The 15,849-nt window shown below is 54.4% G+C and carries 15 protein-coding genes; 9 read left to right on the top strand and 6 right to left on the bottom strand.

The features are described from left to right. The 7 genes from B2T33_RS11450 to rodA form a co-directional block, all read left to right on the top strand. Positions 1 to 653, top strand: a 653-nt coding sequence (locus B2T33_RS11450; RefSeq protein WP_286792053.1) for an alpha-isopropylmalate synthase regulatory domain-containing protein, incomplete at its 5' end; no start/stop codon positions are given. Positions 654 to 889: 236 nt separating this feature from the next. Then, a complete protein-coding gene (locus tag B2T33_RS11445; protein ID WP_252723945.1) occupies positions 890 to 1,693 on the top strand; it encodes an alpha/beta hydrolase family protein in 804 nt (267 codons plus the stop codon). A gap of 182 nt (positions 1,694 to 1,875) precedes the next feature. Then, positions 1,876 to 2,916 carry a rod shape-determining protein gene (locus B2T33_RS11440; protein ID WP_008892088.1) on the top strand — a complete coding sequence of 347 codons (1,041 nt, stop codon included), beginning with the start codon at positions 1,876 to 1,878 and terminating at the stop codon, positions 2,914 to 2,916. 126 nt (positions 2,917 to 3,042) lie between these two features. Further along, the gene (gene mreC, locus B2T33_RS11435) at positions 3,043 to 4,038 is read left to right on the top strand and encodes a rod shape-determining protein MreC (protein ID WP_197145385.1); all 996 of its coding nucleotides are present in this window, start codon (positions 3,043 to 3,045) and stop codon (positions 4,036 to 4,038) included. Continuing rightward, complete coding sequence (gene mreD / locus B2T33_RS11430) at positions 4,035 to 4,550, top strand: rod shape-determining protein MreD (protein WP_008892086.1); 516 nt, start codon at positions 4,035 to 4,037, stop codon at positions 4,548 to 4,550. The genes mreC and mreD overlap by 4 nt, the downstream gene beginning before the upstream one ends. Positions 4,551 to 4,715: 165 nt before the next feature. Continuing rightward, positions 4,716 to 6,632, top strand: coding sequence for a penicillin-binding protein 2 (mrdA, locus tag B2T33_RS11425; RefSeq protein WP_197145386.1), 1,917 nt, complete (start codon positions 4,716 to 4,718; stop codon positions 6,630 to 6,632). 3 nt (positions 6,633 to 6,635) lie between these two features. Next, the gene (gene rodA / locus B2T33_RS11420) at positions 6,636 to 7,799 is read left to right on the top strand and encodes a rod shape-determining protein RodA (protein WP_197145387.1); all 1,164 of its coding nucleotides are present in this window, start codon (positions 6,636 to 6,638) and stop codon (positions 7,797 to 7,799) included. Between the two features lie 56 nt (positions 7,800 to 7,855). Here the strand turns inward: rodA and B2T33_RS11415 are convergent, their stop codons facing one another. The 5 genes from B2T33_RS11415 to B2T33_RS11395 form a co-directional block, all read right to left on the bottom strand. After that, positions 7,856 to 9,277 (bottom strand): GGDEF domain-containing protein, encoded by a 1,422-nt coding sequence (locus tag B2T33_RS11415; protein WP_286792052.1) that lies wholly within the window; start codon positions 9,275 to 9,277, stop codon positions 7,856 to 7,858. A 92-nt stretch (positions 9,278 to 9,369) separates the two neighbouring features. Beyond that, positions 9,370 to 10,467 (bottom strand): ABC transporter substrate-binding protein, encoded by a 1,098-nt coding sequence (locus B2T33_RS11410; RefSeq protein ID WP_252724139.1) that lies wholly within the window; start codon positions 10,465 to 10,467, stop codon positions 9,370 to 9,372. Positions 10,468 to 10,764: 297 nt separating this feature from the next. After that, positions 10,765 to 10,965: a hypothetical protein gene (locus tag B2T33_RS11405; protein ID WP_008892081.1), complete on the bottom strand. Its 201-nt coding sequence runs from the start codon at positions 10,963 to 10,965 to the stop codon at positions 10,765 to 10,767. Positions 10,966 to 11,203: 238 nt separating this feature from the next. Further along, positions 11,204 to 11,545, bottom strand: a complete 342-nt coding sequence (locus B2T33_RS11400; protein ID WP_197145390.1) for an Hpt domain-containing protein — start codon at positions 11,543 to 11,545, stop codon at positions 11,204 to 11,206. A gap of 87 nt (positions 11,546 to 11,632) precedes the next feature. After that, positions 11,633 to 12,526 carry a phytanoyl-CoA dioxygenase family protein gene (locus B2T33_RS11395; RefSeq protein WP_286792051.1) on the bottom strand — a complete coding sequence of 298 codons (894 nt, stop codon included), beginning with the start codon at positions 12,524 to 12,526 and terminating at the stop codon, positions 11,633 to 11,635. Between the two features lie 117 nt (positions 12,527 to 12,643). Here B2T33_RS11395 and cobD point away from each other — a divergent pair, with 117 nt between their 5' ends. Next, positions 12,644 to 13,744, top strand: a complete 1,101-nt coding sequence (gene cobD, locus B2T33_RS11390; RefSeq protein ID WP_252723947.1) for a threonine-phosphate decarboxylase CobD — start codon at positions 12,644 to 12,646, stop codon at positions 13,742 to 13,744. Between the two features lie 6 nt (positions 13,745 to 13,750). On the opposite strand, the gene B2T33_RS11385 is transcribed toward cobD, so the two are convergent. After that, entirely contained in the window at positions 13,751 to 15,361 is a 1,611-nt protein-coding gene (locus tag B2T33_RS11385; RefSeq protein ID WP_197145392.1) for a sigma-54-dependent transcriptional regulator, read from the bottom strand. 182 nt (positions 15,362 to 15,543) lie between these two features. Between B2T33_RS11385 and B2T33_RS11380 the strand changes: the two genes are divergently transcribed. Then, positions 15,544 to 15,849 (top strand): STAS domain-containing protein, encoded by a 306-nt coding sequence (locus B2T33_RS11380; protein WP_063090454.1) that lies wholly within the window; start codon positions 15,544 to 15,546, stop codon positions 15,847 to 15,849.

Here is a 15,849-nt window from a genome sequence, read left to right as displayed (position 1 = left end):
AAAGCGGCATCCATCAGGACGGCTTCCTGAAGAATTCCGAAACCTATGAAATCATGAAGCCGGAATCGATTGGCTTGAACAAATCAAGCCTGGTCATGGGCAAGCACTCTGGTCGTCACGCGTTCAAGGAAAAGCTCAAGGAACTGGGCTTTACCGATTTGGGTGACAACGCGATTGAAGATGCGTTTGCACGCTTCAAGGACTTGGCCGACAAGAAAAAAGAAGTCTATGACGACGACATCGTCGCTCTGGTCGATGACGGCATGCGCGACAACGAACATATCAAGTTCGTTGGCCTGACCGTTACCTGTGGCTCCAAAGGCCCGCAGACTGCGGAACTGGAACTGACCGTCGACGGTGAAACCCGCACGGCCAAGACCACCGGCGATGGCCCGATTGATGCGACCTTTAACGCGATCAAGGAGATCTATCCGCATGACTGGCGCCTGAAGCTTTATCAGGTGCACGCCGTAACCGAGGGCACCGATGCCCAGGGAACGGTCACAGTCAAACTCGACGGCGAAGATCGCACGGTTGTCGGCAACGCATCGGATACCGATACCGTGGTTGCATCCTGCCTTGCCTATGTTACGGCAGTGAACAAGCTGATCGAAAAAAGCAAGAAAACCGCACCGGATGCGATGGCATCCTAAGCAAGGCTTATTGGTTTACATCTAAAGGGCGGCACCTATGCCGCCCTTTTCTTATGTGTGAATGGTGGCATGGCCAACGGTGTGATAGAATTTGGCACCCGTGAATGGAGTTGCCGATGGCCCCGCCAAGCAAAGCTCTGCGTGCGTTTCCATATGTTCTGATCGTTACGATTGCTGTGGCCCTGTCTGTTGGCACGGTCATAACTTCCACAAACGCGTTCGCACAAACGCCGACAATGCAGTCGGGTCAGCATGTCACCGTACCGTCACTGCCCTACCCCAAAAGCGGTTTGAGGCAACGCCTGATCGCCGCCGGGAAAGCCATACCTAGCGTTGATGAAAGCCTGCAAGCAGGTATTCCAGCAGTTTATTTCGAACCGGCTGCGGCCAATGGAAACGCAAAGCCACCTTATCCTGCCATCGTCGCCCTGCCCGACTGTGACAACCATTTTCCCGAAAAGTGGATCAAGATCCTGCGACAAAGCGGATACGCCGTACTTTTGATCTCACCACCTAACGCCCATCCGACGCAGGATTACTGTGGTGGCGGGGAACTTCAAACGCCGAAACACGGTCTGTCCTACTGGGCGTTCGATGCCATCAGCGCGCTTCATTACCTTGCCGGGGCAAAATCCATTGCGCCAGCAAACATTGCCGTCTTCGGTTATGGCTATGGTGCCGGCGCAGCTCAGCTAGCGATTTATCGCGATGGCCATGCCAAACACTACCAACACCGATTTAAGGCGCTCGTCGGGCTAAGACCGCAATGTATGTCGGAAATGGACAACTTTGTGCCCAGCCTGCTTGTGGCTGTCAAAAATGATCCATTTAACCCACCGGCATGGTGTGAATGGCGTATGGATCGCGACCTTTACAACGGGCGCGAACTCGTTCGGTTTGAAGTCGTTGAAAGCAGCGAAATGATTGAAAAACAAACGACTCGCACAACGTTGCAAATAGAAAACAGTCCGCTTGTAGTCTCACTGGTGACAGATTTCCTTTCTGCAATGGGCATCTCAGAAAATATAGGACGAAATTGAATTTCTCCGCCAAGACCATATTACTGATCATGTTTTTGATGCCTTATTTCAGGAAAATTACGCGCCTTAATTATTCCTCAATCCCCTGAGCAGATTATTCGTGCATCGGCTTATTCCTTACGCTATCAAAGCCGGTACATTCGCTTTTGAGATTTTACTTTTAACCGGGGCATAGGGCAGGAATGTTTTCCAAGCTTCTTGGGGTTTTATCCTCCGACATGGCGGTGGATCTGGGCACCGCGAACACACTGGTTTACGTTAAGGGACGAGGCATCGTTCTGAACGAACCATCCGTGGTGGCCATTACCGACGAAAAAGGCAAGAAACAGGTCCTTGCAGTTGGTGAAGAAGCCAAACAGATGCTCGGTCGTACCCCGGGGTATATTCAGGCGATCCGCCCGTTGCGAGACGGCGTTATTGCGGAATTCCACATCGCCGAGGAAATGATCAAGCACTTTATCCGCAAGGTCCATAACCGTCGCAACTTTGCCAGCCCGGAAGTCATCATCTGCGTACCGTCGGGTTCGACCGCAGTTGAACGCCGCGCCATTCAGGAAAGTGCAGAAAGTGCTGGCGCGCGTAAAGTCTGGCTGATTGACGAGCCGATGGCGGCTGCCATTGGTGCCGGCCTTCCGGTGACGGAACCGACCGGCTCCATGGTTGTCGATATCGGCGGTGGCACCACCGAGGTTGCCGTTCTCTCGCTGGGCGGTATCGTCTATGCGCGTTCGGTACGTGTCGGTGGTGACAAAATGGATGAAGCGATCATTGCTTACATCCGTCGCACTCATAACCTTCTGGTCGGCGAGAGCACCGCCGAACGCATCAAGAAGGAAATCGGTTCTGCCTGTGCACCGGATGACGGTGATGGCGCAACCGTTGAAATCCGCGGTCGTGACCTGATGAACGGCGTTCCGAAGGAACTGCTGATTTCTGAACGCCAGATCGCAGAAAGCCTTGCAGAGCCTGTTTCGGCAATCATCGAGGCGGTGAAAGTCGCCCTCGAACAGACCCCGCCGGAACTTGCTGCTGACATCGTGGACAAGGGTATTGTCCTGACCGGTGGCGGCGCGATGCTGGGCAACCTTGATTACGTTCTGCGCCACGCAACCGGTCTTCCGGTTTCGATTGCAGATGATCCGCTTTCCTGCGTTGCACTGGGTACCGGTCGCGCGCTGGAAGAGAAAAAGATGCTGCGCAACGTCCTGCACACAGCATACTGATAAAAAAGCGGCCTTGAATATCATCACCGGGTCGTATCCTTACTGGACGCGACTCGGTGATTTCGTTATGGTTGAATATCCCGCACGGGATGAAGAACAACCTTTTGGGAATTCGCGGGGAATACATTGGCACAGCATGGTGGTCCGCAGCAGCGTATCTTTTCGCCGTTACGCACGGCCCTTCACCGCTTCGCTTTCATACTGCTGATTTTATCGGCCTTTGGCCTGATGCTTCTGGGCAAGGCCGATACTGTTCTGATCGAGCGGATCCGCGCCGCGTCGGCTGATCTGGTGTCGCCGGTGATGAACGTCATTTCGCGCCCTGCGGCCAGCATCAACGAGCTGACCGACAAGATTTACAACCTCGCCCATCTTTACGAAGAAAACGAGCGCCTGCGCCGCGAAAACCAGCAATTGCTGGCCTGGCAGCAAGCCGCACGCAATCTGTCACATGAGAATGCCCGTCTTCGCGATCTGGCAAGCTACACCTCCCCGCCTGCCCTGCATCTGGTAACCTCCCGCGTGATTGCCGATATGGGCGGTGCCTATGCCCACAGTGTGATGATTTCCGCCGGATCGCGCGATGGCGTTGCCAAGGGGCAAGCCGTGATTTCGGACGAAGGCCTGATTGGCCGCGTTGCCGAGGCGGGGTATCAGGCGTCACGTGTTCTTCTGATCACCGATATCAACTCTCGTGTTCCGGTTGTTGTGGAAAATTCCCGCGACCGTGCATTTCTTTCCGGTGACAACACCAACCGCCCGCTCCTGACCTTCCTGACTGCGGATGCGGCCGTTGCACCGGGTGACCGTATTTTGACATCGGGCCATGGTGGTGCGTTCCCACCGGGCATTCCGATCGGGGTTGTCTCATCGGTTTCCGAAAATGCCGTTCGCGTCGCTCCGATGTTCCGCCGCCATCAACTGGAATATCTGCGGGTTGCTGATTACGGCCTTCAGGGCATCCTGAGCGATGACCGCATTCGCCAAAGCCAACCGTCCAACGATACAAACATAACTGAAGTATCGCCGGACCTGCCTGACGGCGTCGGCATTGTTCCTGCAGGCCCGACCGGTAATGACGGCACATCCCCCTCCACCAACGCGGCAGGGGAAGCCCAGTGAAACCCGGCGTCTGGCATCGACTGGACATTATTGCCCGCGGCCTTTTTCCTGCCTTCAGTGTTTTCGCTCTGTTGCTGATTAATCTTCTGCCGCTCAGCGTGCCGTTGTTATCAACCGCCTCACCGGCACTGGCACTGATGGCTGTGTTTTACTGGTCGGTGAACCGCCCTGACCTGCTGACGGCCGTTACAGCCTTCCTGCTGGGCCTGTTGCAGGATCTGTTGATGGGCTTGCCGCTTGGCGTCAGTTCGCTTGTGCTCGTGCTGGTGCAGACCGGATCGGCAAGTCAGGGGCGCTTTTTCCATAACAAGCCGTTCAGCGTGATGTGGTGGGGCTTTGCATTGGTGGCCATTCCGGCACTTTTGGTTCAGTGGCTGCTGAGTTCGGCCCTGATCGGTGCATTGTTGCCCTTCAAGGCAACCATGATCAGCTATGTGTTGACGGCTGCCTTGTTCCCGATTGTTGCCTGGGTTCTGGCGCGCGCACAAAATACCCTTTTGCGTTATGTCTAGGCTGCCATGCGCGATTGATGAACTGCGCAATATTGATGTTTTGGCAACGGCTACTAGCTATGATGGGGAAAGGCTGTTTTAATCCCCGATCAACCGGGATAAAACGGGCCAGAAATTGAACACTCGGCCTTGCGGCTACTGACGAAATACAGGTATCCAACGCCCATGTGGCATCGTGACTCAGACCGGTTCAGACTGTTTACCCGACGCGCCCTGATGCTGGGTGCGGGCAAGGGTGTATTGCTGACTGGTCTTGCCGCGCGGATGTACTACCTGCAGGTGCTTGAAAGCGACCGCTACCAGACGCTGGCCGATGAAAACCGCATTTCACACCGCCTGCTGCCGCCACCGCGTGGACTGGTCACCGACCGTTTCGGTGCACCGCTTGCCGTAAACCGGCAGAACTATCACATCATGATCGTGCGCGAACAAACCCCCGATGTCCGCCGCACGCTTGAAATCCTGGACCAGATCATCGAGCTTGGCCCCGACACCATCGAGCGCGTTGAACGCGATGCAGCCCGTCGGCGTTCCTTTGTTCCGGTCACAGTGCGCGATAACCTGACATGGGATGAGGTCGCACGCGTCGGCGTCAATGCACCCGACCTTCCCGGACTGATCATTGATGCCGGACGATCGCGCGACTATCCCGAAGGACCGCACCTTGCCCATACACTGGGTTATGTTGCTGCAGTATCCGAAAAGGAACTGACAGGCGATCCGCTTTTGGAATTGCCGGGCTTTACCATTGGCAAAAGCGGCGTTGAAAAGGTTTATGACTTGGCACTGCGTGGCACGGCCGGCACCAGCCAGGTCGAAGTCAACGCACTGGGCCGCGTTATTCGCGAACTTGAACGCGAAGAAGGTGACAGCGGCAACACTGTCGTCATGACGCTTGATCTTGAATTGCAGCGCTACACCAATCAGCGACTGTCGGATCAGGAAAGTGCGGCCGCTGTGGTTATGGACATCCATAATGGTGAAGTACTCGCCCTTTCGTCGCATCCGGCCTATGACCCGAATGCCTTTACCAATGGTATTTCGCACAAGCTTTGGAACAGTCTGGTCAACAACCCGTATGCACCGCTTTCCAACAAGGCTGTGAACGGCACCTATGCGCCGGGTTCAACCTTCAAGATGTGCGTCGCACTTGCCGGACTGGAAGCAGGCATTATTTCGCCCAACCAGAAATTCTTCTGCAACGGGCATCTTGATCTTGGGAATGCACGTTTCCACTGCTGGAAACGCGGCGGTCATGGCTGGATGAACATGCATGACTCAATCAAGCATTCCTGTGACGTCTATTACTATGAAATTTCCCAGAAAATCGGGATCGACCGCATTGCGGCCATGGCAAACAAGCTGGGCCTTGGCGAAGATACCGGCATTGACCTTCCCAACGAACGTAGCGGCCTTATCCCGACCAAGGACTGGAAGGAAATCCAGCTTGGCAAACGCTGGCAGGGCGGCGAAACGCTGATTGCTTCTATCGGGCAGGGTTACGTTCTGACAACGCCTTTGCAACTTTGCACGATGACGGCCCGTCTGGCCTCTGGAAAAGCCGTGCGCCCGCACCTGACGCGTGACAACGTCACCCCCGAAGGTGTCACCAGCCGCCAGGCCGAAGAATTCCCGGAACTTCAGGTCAGCCGCGCCAACCTGGCCCGAATTCGTGATGCGATGAACGGCGTGACCAACGAATTGCGTGGCACAGGCCATGGCGCACGGATCGCGATCAAGGGCATGGAAATGGCTGGCAAAAGTGGTACCAGTCAGGTTCGCCGCATCACCATGCGTGAACGCCAGACAACCGGGGTGCTCGATAACAATGACTTGCCGTGGAAATACCGTGACCACGCCCTGTTTGTTGCCTTTGCGCCGGTCGATAACCCGCGTTACGCCTGCTCTGTGGTCGTCGAACATGGCGGCGGTGGTTCGAGTGTTGCGGGCCCGATTGTTCGTGACCTGCTGCTAAAAGCGCAGGAACTGCAATCTGCGCGTCAGGGTATCTCGGCCGCCGACCAGCCCAATAGTGCAAATCTCCGGCGCAATCCGGCCCACACCGATCAGGACGAGGGTTAAGCCATGGCAGGAAGCAGATTTCGCATTGGTGAAGACCCGGATTATGTGCCGATCGGCCGCCGGTTGTTATTGCTGAACTGGACGCTTGTTCTTTTGATCGCAGCACTGTCTGGCATCGGCTTTGCCATGCTCTATTCAGCGGCCAACGGATCACTGCAACCCTGGGCCGAACGCCAGATGATGCGTTTTGCCGTGGGTGCGGCACTGATGATCATTATTGCAGTAACCGATATACGTGTCTGGCTGAAGCTTGCCTATTTCTCGTATTTTGTTGCGCTCATTTTACTGGTAGCGGTCGAAATCAAGGGCGATATCGGTATGGGTGCACAACGCTGGATCAATCTGGGTTTCTTCCAGTTGCAGCCGTCCGAACTGATGAAAATCTCTTTGGTTCTTGCACTTGCACGCTATTTCCATGGTTTGACGACCGAGGATGTCGGTCGTATCCCGCTTTTGGTTCCGCCGATATTGATGGTTCTTGCGCCCTCTGCCCTCGTATTACGCCAACCTGACCTTGGCACCACGTTGCTTCTGATTGCCGGGGGTGGTGTGATTTTCTGGCTGGCTGGGGTGCGCATCTGGAAGTTCGCGCTTGTTCTCGGCACGGCACTTGCGGCCATTCCGATTGGCTGGCAGTTCCTGCGCGAGTATCAAAAGAACCGCGTTCTGACCTTCCTGAACCCGGAAAATGACCCGCTGGGTGCGGGCTATCACATTACGCAATCAAAGATCGCGCTTGGGTCTGGCGGGCTGTTTGGCAAAGGGTTCATGTTGGGTTCGCAAAGCCATCTGAACTTCTTGCCGGAAAAACAGACCGACTTTATCTTCACCATGCTGGGCGAAGAATTCGGCTTGGTCGGCGGCATGGCGTTGCTGGGCCTTTATGCGCTGGTGATCACCTATGGCTATGTCATCGCCCTGCGCTGTCAGAACCAGTTTGGGCGCCTTGTCGCCATCGGTGTGACCTCGACCTTCTTCCTTTATGTCTTTATCAACATCGCCATGGTAATGGGGCTGATCCCGGTGGTTGGCGTACCGTTGCCGCTTGTGTCTTATGGCGGCACGGTGATGATGACCATTCTGGTCAGTTTCGGGCTTTTGATGAGCGTATCAATCCACCGCGACATCCGGATTTCCCGGCAGGGCAATGACGACGGCCGCAATTAAAGACGCGCATTCCTGATGCACATGCATCCGGCGTCGCGCAGGAACTATCCGATCAATCAAATGTCAGACGGCAGCTGATCTTTGAATTCCGAAAGCGTGCTAAAGTCAGCCTGCTTGCATCGGTTGCGCCCGGTTGCCTTGACATCATAAAGTGCGTGATCCGCCAACGAGTACAATATCCCAGGAATATCAGTGTTTTCCGAGTTCCTCAGAACATCAAATTGCGCGGCAACGTCCTGATCAAACTCAGCCAAACCCTTTGCAGACGGCAAGCCCGACACCCCAAAGCTTGAGGTAAAGGAAAGCTTGCTACCGCCATACTCGACACTGTTCTGCTCCAGGCCCTTACGCAAACGTTCGGCAAGGATCATCGCACCCTGCAACTCCTCCCCCGGCAGCAAGACAGCGAACTCTTCACCGCCCATGCGCGCAGGAATATCGATGGAGCGCAGTGTTGTTCTAAGTGTGTCTGCCAAGGCAACCAGAACAGCGTCACCGGCCTGATGGCCATAGGTATCGTTCAGCGCCTTGAAACGGTCGATATCAAGAAGAATGAAGGATACAGGCGTATCCCTGCGCCGCCAGACGGCAACAGCGTCTTCCAACCTGCCCAGAAAGGCACGGCGGTTAGGCAACCCGGTCAGTGGATCCGTTGACGCAAGCACTTCAAGCTTTTGCATCGCGGAATTGAGTTCTTCTGTACGCTGCGCGACACGCTCTTCCAAAGTGATGTTCGCATTCTGCAGTTCGTCGCGGGCTCTGCGCAATTCCCCGACTTGCTTGCGGATCATTCCGAAAAGCCCGACCGTCACCGAACCAAGCAACTGAACTTCGTCGTCATGACGATGTTCCGGCGGCATCTGAAGCGGGCGACTATCGTCTGTCGGGTTCGCGTTAACGATATAGTTTCCAAGCCGTATCACGGGTCGTGAGAAAACGAAGTAGCTCATTGCCGCAAAACAAAGGGCCATCACCGCCGCCAAAATCATGGTCGCAAGGAAAGACCACGAAAGACGCGTCATGTAGGCGTTCACATAAACCTGTGGATTAAGCTCAATCACCATCTCGCCAATGGTGGCGACAGGTTTGCGTTCGGGGTCGCGCACCGGAACTGTGATGGTTTGCAGCCCGCCAAACATCTTCTCGGCCCAGCGCGAGACCGGTATTTCGCCTGCGGGTCGTTTTAACTCAAAAAAGATACCGTCATCGGCGTTGGTAAGAATAACGCGTGCAATGGACCGATTGTTGAGCATCCCGCGCACCATAATATTGGCCAGTTCGCGGTCGCGCTTGATCATGACTTCAGTCGCGACAGGTGCACTGGAGGAAAAGATACGCTGGTTGCTCTGCTGATAGACACCTTCGAGCCAGAGATAATCCTGATATCCGCGAATGGCGACGATGACGAGGCCAAGAGCAACGGCCAGAAAAAGAGAGTACTTTAACTGACGAGCCGCAATTGTGCTGCCCAATCGCATCCCGGCAAGATCATCAAAATGCTTTTCGTCTGGTTCTCGTGCTAAGCGTCTCGACCTTGTCTTTCTAAAGAGTTACCGGATGATGGCTTTTGCTATTCACGCATGCCATCGCCGGGATGTAACACAAAGTTATACTCTGTGCCGAATGGGGAATTGGCAATACTAAAATCCTTGAAATCCAAGCTGTTCCAATCCCTGCTGCCCAGGACATCGACAAAGTGAGATATGTTTTCGCGTGTGATCGCCTCCATCCTGAAAGAGATTTCGGGATGATGGGAAAGAAATTCAACGCCATGTATGTAATCATGAAGCAATACCATGACCCATGCGCCAGCAAAGAAGTGCCCCCCGTGGGTCATGGTCATCTTGCCGTCTGCGACGTTGCGCAACCCCGCAGGTGACCAGTTCAGTCCACCGACAAAGACGTCCTTACCCGGCTTCCGCCCTGCTTTCTCCAGAGCCGCAATTGCACCCAGCGCAATATCATCATTGGCAGCCCAGATTGCATCGACGCACCCGCCCCGTCTAAGCCAGTTTTCTGTCTGACGGTATGCCTCATCGTATGACCAATTTGCCACCAGACGACGCTGTTCGCGAAGAAGCGGAAAACGACTAAGCGCATGATCAAGCCCCTGCAGTCGCTGAAGCGAGGCTGGTGTCTTGCTGTCCCCGGCGATGGATAACAGGCATAGCGGCGCTGGTTGCCGATTTTCGGCTTGAAGACGTGCACTATCTATCAAGGACTTGGCGATGTCGTAACCGGCTCGCTCGTTGTCCGGCGTCAGGGAGAATATCCAGTGATCAAAGTCCCTGCCCGGATAGCCATATGCGTTCTTTTGCTCTTTTGTCAGGTCATTGAGCAACATGATGACCGGGATGCCCCGTTCTTCTGCTTCCAGAACGATGCGCGTTCCCTGCTGATGTTCGTTAACGGCAATGATGTAATCAGGCGCGGGTTCAAGGGCAAAAACCTTCTGCGCACTTTCGATCATCATCTTGCTGTCGCGGTTGCTATCGAAAACGATCAGTTCATAGCCAAACTGATCTGAAGCCGCCTGCATGGTGTCGCGCACATCTTTCCAGAAACCGCGATCCCCATAGCCCGGATTGATAAAGGCGACGCGTGTTGGAACGTCAGTGACGTCATGCTCCGTCGCTTGTGTGGTTGCCAGTGGCAGGCACGAAATCATAAGCACGAAAAGCAAAACCACCGCGCACGACTTCAAACCAATTTTCTGTTCTTGCTCTTTTTGCTGCGGGCTACAGCGTCGGACTAAACAACCCACTTAGGCATACCTCGATTTACAATACATCGCTTAAAACCGGCAACGCCGTGCATGCTCGGGCCACGCCACAGTTGCAAACGGTGGCGGAAGCAACAGGCGCCCTCCACCCCGACCGGTTAGTTACAATATACGATGGTATACAAACTTGATGTCAGGATGGGAACCGGTTCTTTGCAAAATCGAGGTAAAATAAACGCAACATCAGCCGCCGGTTGATTGCGTACGCTTCAACGCTTCGACCAATTCCTTGTTCGACATGTTGGCCCGGTTCTGTATGCCTTTTTGCGCGGCCAAATGATACAGATCATCTCGACGCCACTTGTCGTAACTTGGCGCGCCGTGAAGACGCTGTGCAGAAGTTTCCTGATCTGTTTGCCCAGAAATTTTATTAAAGCTCGCCACTGTTGCCTCCATGTTGGGACGGTCACAAGCAGTCTTGGCACTGTGTACAGTGCTGGTGGATGAAAATCCGTTCTAGATTTCATGTAGGGGGAATTGCCTGATTTTCTATTCCCCGGAACGCATTTTTCATCGCCAAACGGCGTAACAAACTGAGTAATCTTGCAAAAATAATGAAAAAGGCAGATCCAATTGATCTGCCTTTGGGGTCACTCACACCACTGAAGCAACAGATAACAGCTTATGGCGCGGCCAGGAACGCACGCATGGCGTCCACTGTCTGTTGTGTTATCTCGTCAAGTTCCTTGATCTTGTCATCAAGCGCAGGGTCGAAATCACCTTCGAAACGTTCAAACGCCAATGCAGCTTCTGCAAGTTCGGGCGCCGCCATGTTTCTGGCCATCCCCTTGATGGCGTGTCCGGACCGCTTGATACCATCAGGGTCCTTTGTCGTTGCGGCTTCAATCAGTCCGGCGCGCTCTTCGTCGTAGGAGGCCGGGAGCAAATTCACCAACAGCAATACCTGATCTTTGCCAAGGACCTGGCACAACTCGTCAAAACGGGCGTTATCAATCAATTCCATCGACAAACCTTTCTGTGCAGCCCTCGGCAGTATCACCTCTGGCACAACACCACTCAACCCGTACCAATGTCGGGGGCATTCCGGCTTTTACTGCATATGGTTAATCGTAGCACAGGCGTCCACAACGTCATTTGCCCATTTTAGGGTTTCGGCATCCATTGATTGCATATGACGGTATTTTTCAAACTGCTTGGCAATCAAGGCCAGACGTTCCAAAAACACCGGAGGATGATCAAGCCCCAACAATTGATCGGCAAGCGGATCAAAGGCGGCATTCTGAAATTCAAGTGACAGGCTGATCCTGGGTTCGCTGGCATACGGGCTTGCCCGTCCCCCCCAATGATAAAGATCCTGTCGCCAGCCCATTACCGCACCAGGCTTGGCCGGAAGGGCGCGAATGTCTTGAAGGCGGACCTCCCCCGGTTCTGAAACCGGTGCCGGGTAACCTTTCTCGAAATTGCGGGGCAAAACATGCATACAGCCATTTTCAGGCGTGGCATTGCTTAGCGGCACCCAAAGAGAAAGGCTGATCAACATCTCATCGCCAATCGTACTTTCCCCTTGATAATCGCGATGCGGTGGCCAACCACTTCCACCAACATCGGAACCGACATGCCACGCCCAGAAGTGCGGCAAAAGCGCAATCCGATCGCCCAGGAAATGGGTCAAAAGCGGACGTAACCGACGAAACACATCCCAAGCTTCATCGTAAAGATATATCAGCGCGGGTGACAGGCCATTGGCAACAAGCACCTCAATCCCGCCACGAAGTTTTTCAAGCTCGCCTGCCGGCAAAACATCGTGGATCAGGAAATATCCCTCATCCCAAAACCGTTCAGAAAGCGCGCCCCCATCAAAACCACCTTTATCGGCACCAATTTCCGCGACATCGGTGCTTGGACTTACACCGTTGGAAATCGACAGTTGCGGGTTAAGCTTCTGCCATACCTGAATGTTGGTGGCATTTTGGGCTGTGATCATGGGAAAATGTCCGGTATTGAGGATGGCCGGACGATACGCAGCACTTTCCGCAATGGCAAGCGCGGAAACTTGATCCAAACCACAGACAGTTCACTTTCGATCAGGCTTGGCCCCATCATGACAAACAGCCATATCACGCCAAAAGAACAGCCGCCGATCAATCACGGTGGCGCAGTTGATCGGGCGGCAAACCGATATGGCATTCCAACAAGCGACTGGTTGGATTTATCGACCGGTATCAATCCAATAGCCTACCCGGTTCCCGATATTGAAAATGCGCACTGGCAACGCCTGCCACTCACCTCGGAGCTTGATGGTCTGAAAGCAGCGGCCAAACAGTATTACACCCTGCCGACGACAGATCATCTTGTTTGCGCCCCGGGCACACAGGCCCTGATCCAGATGATCCCGTTCTGGCTGAAAGACCGGATGGCAGATCAGGCAACCAAAAACGTCCATGTCATGGGGCCGACATACGGCGAACATGAACGGTGCTGGCGACGTGCCGGGTACCACTGCCAAACCCACCAAACCGATCCGGCTGACAGGATTGCCAAGGCCACGGATATTCTGAGCACTGCCGAAACGGGAACCGTCGTTATCTTGGTCAATCCCAACAACCCGGACGGGGCCATGTTTGCCCCTGACGATATCTTCAAGCTGGGCAAACGTGCAGATGCACGTAATTGCTGGCTTATGGTCGATGAGGCCTTTATGGATTGCCAACCGGACCAATCGGTTTGTTCGCGCATTGATCAGTTGCAAAACACCATTGTGTTGCGTTCATTTGGCAAGTTTTTCGGCCTAGCTGGGGCGCGACTTGGCTGTGCCGTCATGGATTGCAACCTTGCAACTGATCTTGAAAGCCGCATTGGCCCATGGGCCATTCCCGGCCCGACGATGGTCGTGGGCGCGCAAGCTTTTTCCGATACGGCATGGCAGCAGCAAAGCCGAACACGTCTGACGGCAGACGCAGCGCGGCTTGATGAGCTCATCACCAAGAACAGCAGACTGGCTCTATTTGGCGGCACCGATCTTTTCCGCTATTACGACGGCGAGGATTGCGTTGCCTTGGCAGACCACCTTGGACACCGGGGTATTCTGGTCCGGCTATTTGATCATGATGCACACAAGGTTCGGTTTGGCCTGCCCGGAACTGATATAGACTGGAAACGCCTTGAAGACGCGATGGCAGATTGGCACAGCGCAGACCGGTAAAATGACCTAAAGGCCGCTTTCTTCCCAGGATTGCTTTTTACGATAGATTGTCGACGGGCTAACCCCCAGGGCATCGGCTGCACGCGGGATGGATCCGCCACAACGCTCAATCGCCTCTTCGATCGCCTGTTTTTCAACTTGCCAAAGCGGCTTGATCTCGCCAAATCCGAGCCTTCCCGAACCAGATGCTGACGGCGACAATGCAGTTTGATCTTCGTCCCCAAAGTTGCCGCCCGCACCAGCACCAAGCAGTTGGTTGCTGCGCCCGGAATTATGGTTTTCGACAACCTTGCGCATTTGCCGGGCACCGGCAAGAAAGGCCAGCGCCTCCGGATCACCGGCCCAATGACGCCCGGGACCGCCCGGCTCGTTTGAAACAACCGGATGGGGTGGCGGGGCCTCGATCGTCCCCGATCCGAACTGGTCACCGTCAGTGCCGCTATTGACCGGCCTTGGCACCATTGAAAGCGCCACCTCGGTCCCGTTATTGAGCACAACAATGTTACGGATGATATTTTGCAACTGGCGAATATTGCCCGGCCAGGAATACCGTGCAAACAGGGCGGAAACTTCGGGACTGAACCGTTCGAAATCGCGGCCTTCCTCGCGCGTGAAGCGTTGCAGGTAGAAATTGGCAATTTGCAGGATATCGTTATCGCGATCACGCAGAGGCGGCATGTGCAGCGGAATAACGTGCAAACGGTAATAAAGGTCTTCGCGGAACCGCCCGGAACGCACTTCTTCAAGTGGGTCGCGGTTGGTCGCACAGACAAAGCGCACATCAACCTTTTCGATAGAACTGCCGCCAACTTTCTGGAATGACCCGGTCTGGATAAAGCGCAGAAGCTTGGTCTGCAGGTCCAGATCCATTTCGCAAATTTCATCCAGAAACAGCGTGCCGCCATCCGCACGATGTGCTGCCCCTTCGCGGTCGGAAACAGCACCTGTAAACGCCCCTTTGACGTGACCGAAAATCTCGCTTTCCATAAGGTCTTTGGGAATGGCACCACAGTTCAGCGGAATGAACGGATCCTTTGCCCGTTCCGAACGACGATGGATTGCCTCGGCGGCGAGTTCCTTACCCGTACCGGACTCACCGGTGATAAAGACAGTCGCACGGCTGGGGGCAGCATTTTCGATAATGCGATAGATATCACGCATGTTTTCCGACCCGCCGATGATGTCGAAATACATCTCGTCGGCGTCGGGACTTTCCAGATCAATATCCGGGGCACTTTGAAGGGCGGGCGCACCTTTGATCGCCTTGGTCACGGTGTCGCGCAACTTGTCAGCAGTGAAGGGTTTTAACAGGAAATCCCATGCCCCTTCGCGCATCGCCTCGACCGCGACATTGATTGATCCGTGGGCCGTGATAACAACAATTTTGCAATCCGGTGCGATTTGCGCGGCAGCACGAAGAACCTCGCGCCCGTCCATATCGGGCAAAATAAGATCAAGAACAAGGACATCCGGCGGATCATGGCGCAATCGTTCTATGGCGTTTGTGCCACTGACGACGTGATCAACAACGTGACCGTCGGCACGCAAGTAATCCTGATACACGCGCGCCAGCGACAGCGTATCTTCCACAATTACAATGCGTGCCTGCTCTGGCATTTTATTGTTCGTATCCCGATATACCAATGTAGGTCAGCATACCGATAGTGTTGCTCATCTAACAACTACTAACATGTATTGCAGTCACTACCCAAACCATACACAATCAGATTAACGTTAAGAAAAGCATAGTCTTGGCCGGGTTTCCGCCACCGGCCAAACGCTTCAAGGAGAGTCCAGACTTGAATTACAAGACAGATTTCGCCAATGGAACAACCACAGTCGAAGTGACCGGTCGCTTCACATTCGGCGATCATTCGAGCTTCCGCAAACTGATCGAAGAAGTTCGCGGACATGGCTCATCCACGCTTGTTCTGGACATTTCCGGTGTCGATTTCATTGATTCCGCCGGTCTTGGCATGTTGCTGCTTGCCCGCGACGAGGGCGAAAAATCCAACACAAACGTCATCCTGCGTGGCGCACAGGGACAGGTCAAGCGCATGCTTGAAGTTGCCCGCTTTGATACCTTGTTCCAGCTGGAAAACTAA

Source organism: Thalassospira sp. UBA4513, from assembly GCF_002388495.1.
Lineage (GTDB): Bacteria > Pseudomonadota > Alphaproteobacteria > Rhodospirillales > Thalassospiraceae > Thalassospira > Thalassospira tepidiphila.
Note: the sequence above shows the minus strand (reverse complement) of the source record. Positions and strands in the feature narration are given on the sequence as shown.

Excerpts from the sequence above, each read along its gene's own strand:
- B2T33_RS11445 (WP_252723945.1), top strand. The coding sequence starts at position 890 with ATGCAGTCGGGTCAGCATGTCACCGTACCGTCACTGCCCTACCCCAAA.
- B2T33_RS11440 (WP_008892088.1), top strand. The coding sequence starts at position 1,876 with ATGTTTTCCAAGCTTCTTGGGGTTTTATCCTCCGACATGGCGGTGGAT.
- mrdA (WP_197145386.1), top strand. The coding sequence starts at position 4,716 with ATGTGGCATCGTGACTCAGACCGGTTCAGACTGTTTACCCGACGCGCC.
- rodA (WP_197145387.1), top strand. The coding sequence starts at position 6,636 with ATGGCAGGAAGCAGATTTCGCATTGGTGAAGACCCGGATTATGTGCCG.
- B2T33_RS11415 (WP_286792052.1), bottom strand. The coding sequence starts at position 9,277 with ATGCGATTGGGCAGCACAATTGCGGCTCGTCAGTTAAAGTACTCTCTT.
- B2T33_RS11410 (WP_252724139.1), bottom strand. The coding sequence starts at position 10,467 with ATGATTTCGTGCCTGCCACTGGCAACCACACAAGCGACGGAGCATGAC.
- B2T33_RS11400 (WP_197145390.1), bottom strand. The coding sequence starts at position 11,545 with ATGGAATTGATTGATAACGCCCGTTTTGACGAGTTGTGCCAGGTCCTT.
- B2T33_RS11395 (WP_286792051.1), bottom strand. The coding sequence starts at position 12,526 with ATGATCACAGCCCAAAATGCCACCAACATTCAGGTATGGCAGAAGCTT.
- cobD (WP_252723947.1), top strand. The coding sequence starts at position 12,644 with ATGACAAACAGCCATATCACGCCAAAAGAACAGCCGCCGATCAATCAC.
- B2T33_RS11385 (WP_197145392.1), bottom strand. The coding sequence starts at position 15,361 with ATGCCAGAGCAGGCACGCATTGTAATTGTGGAAGATACGCTGTCGCTG.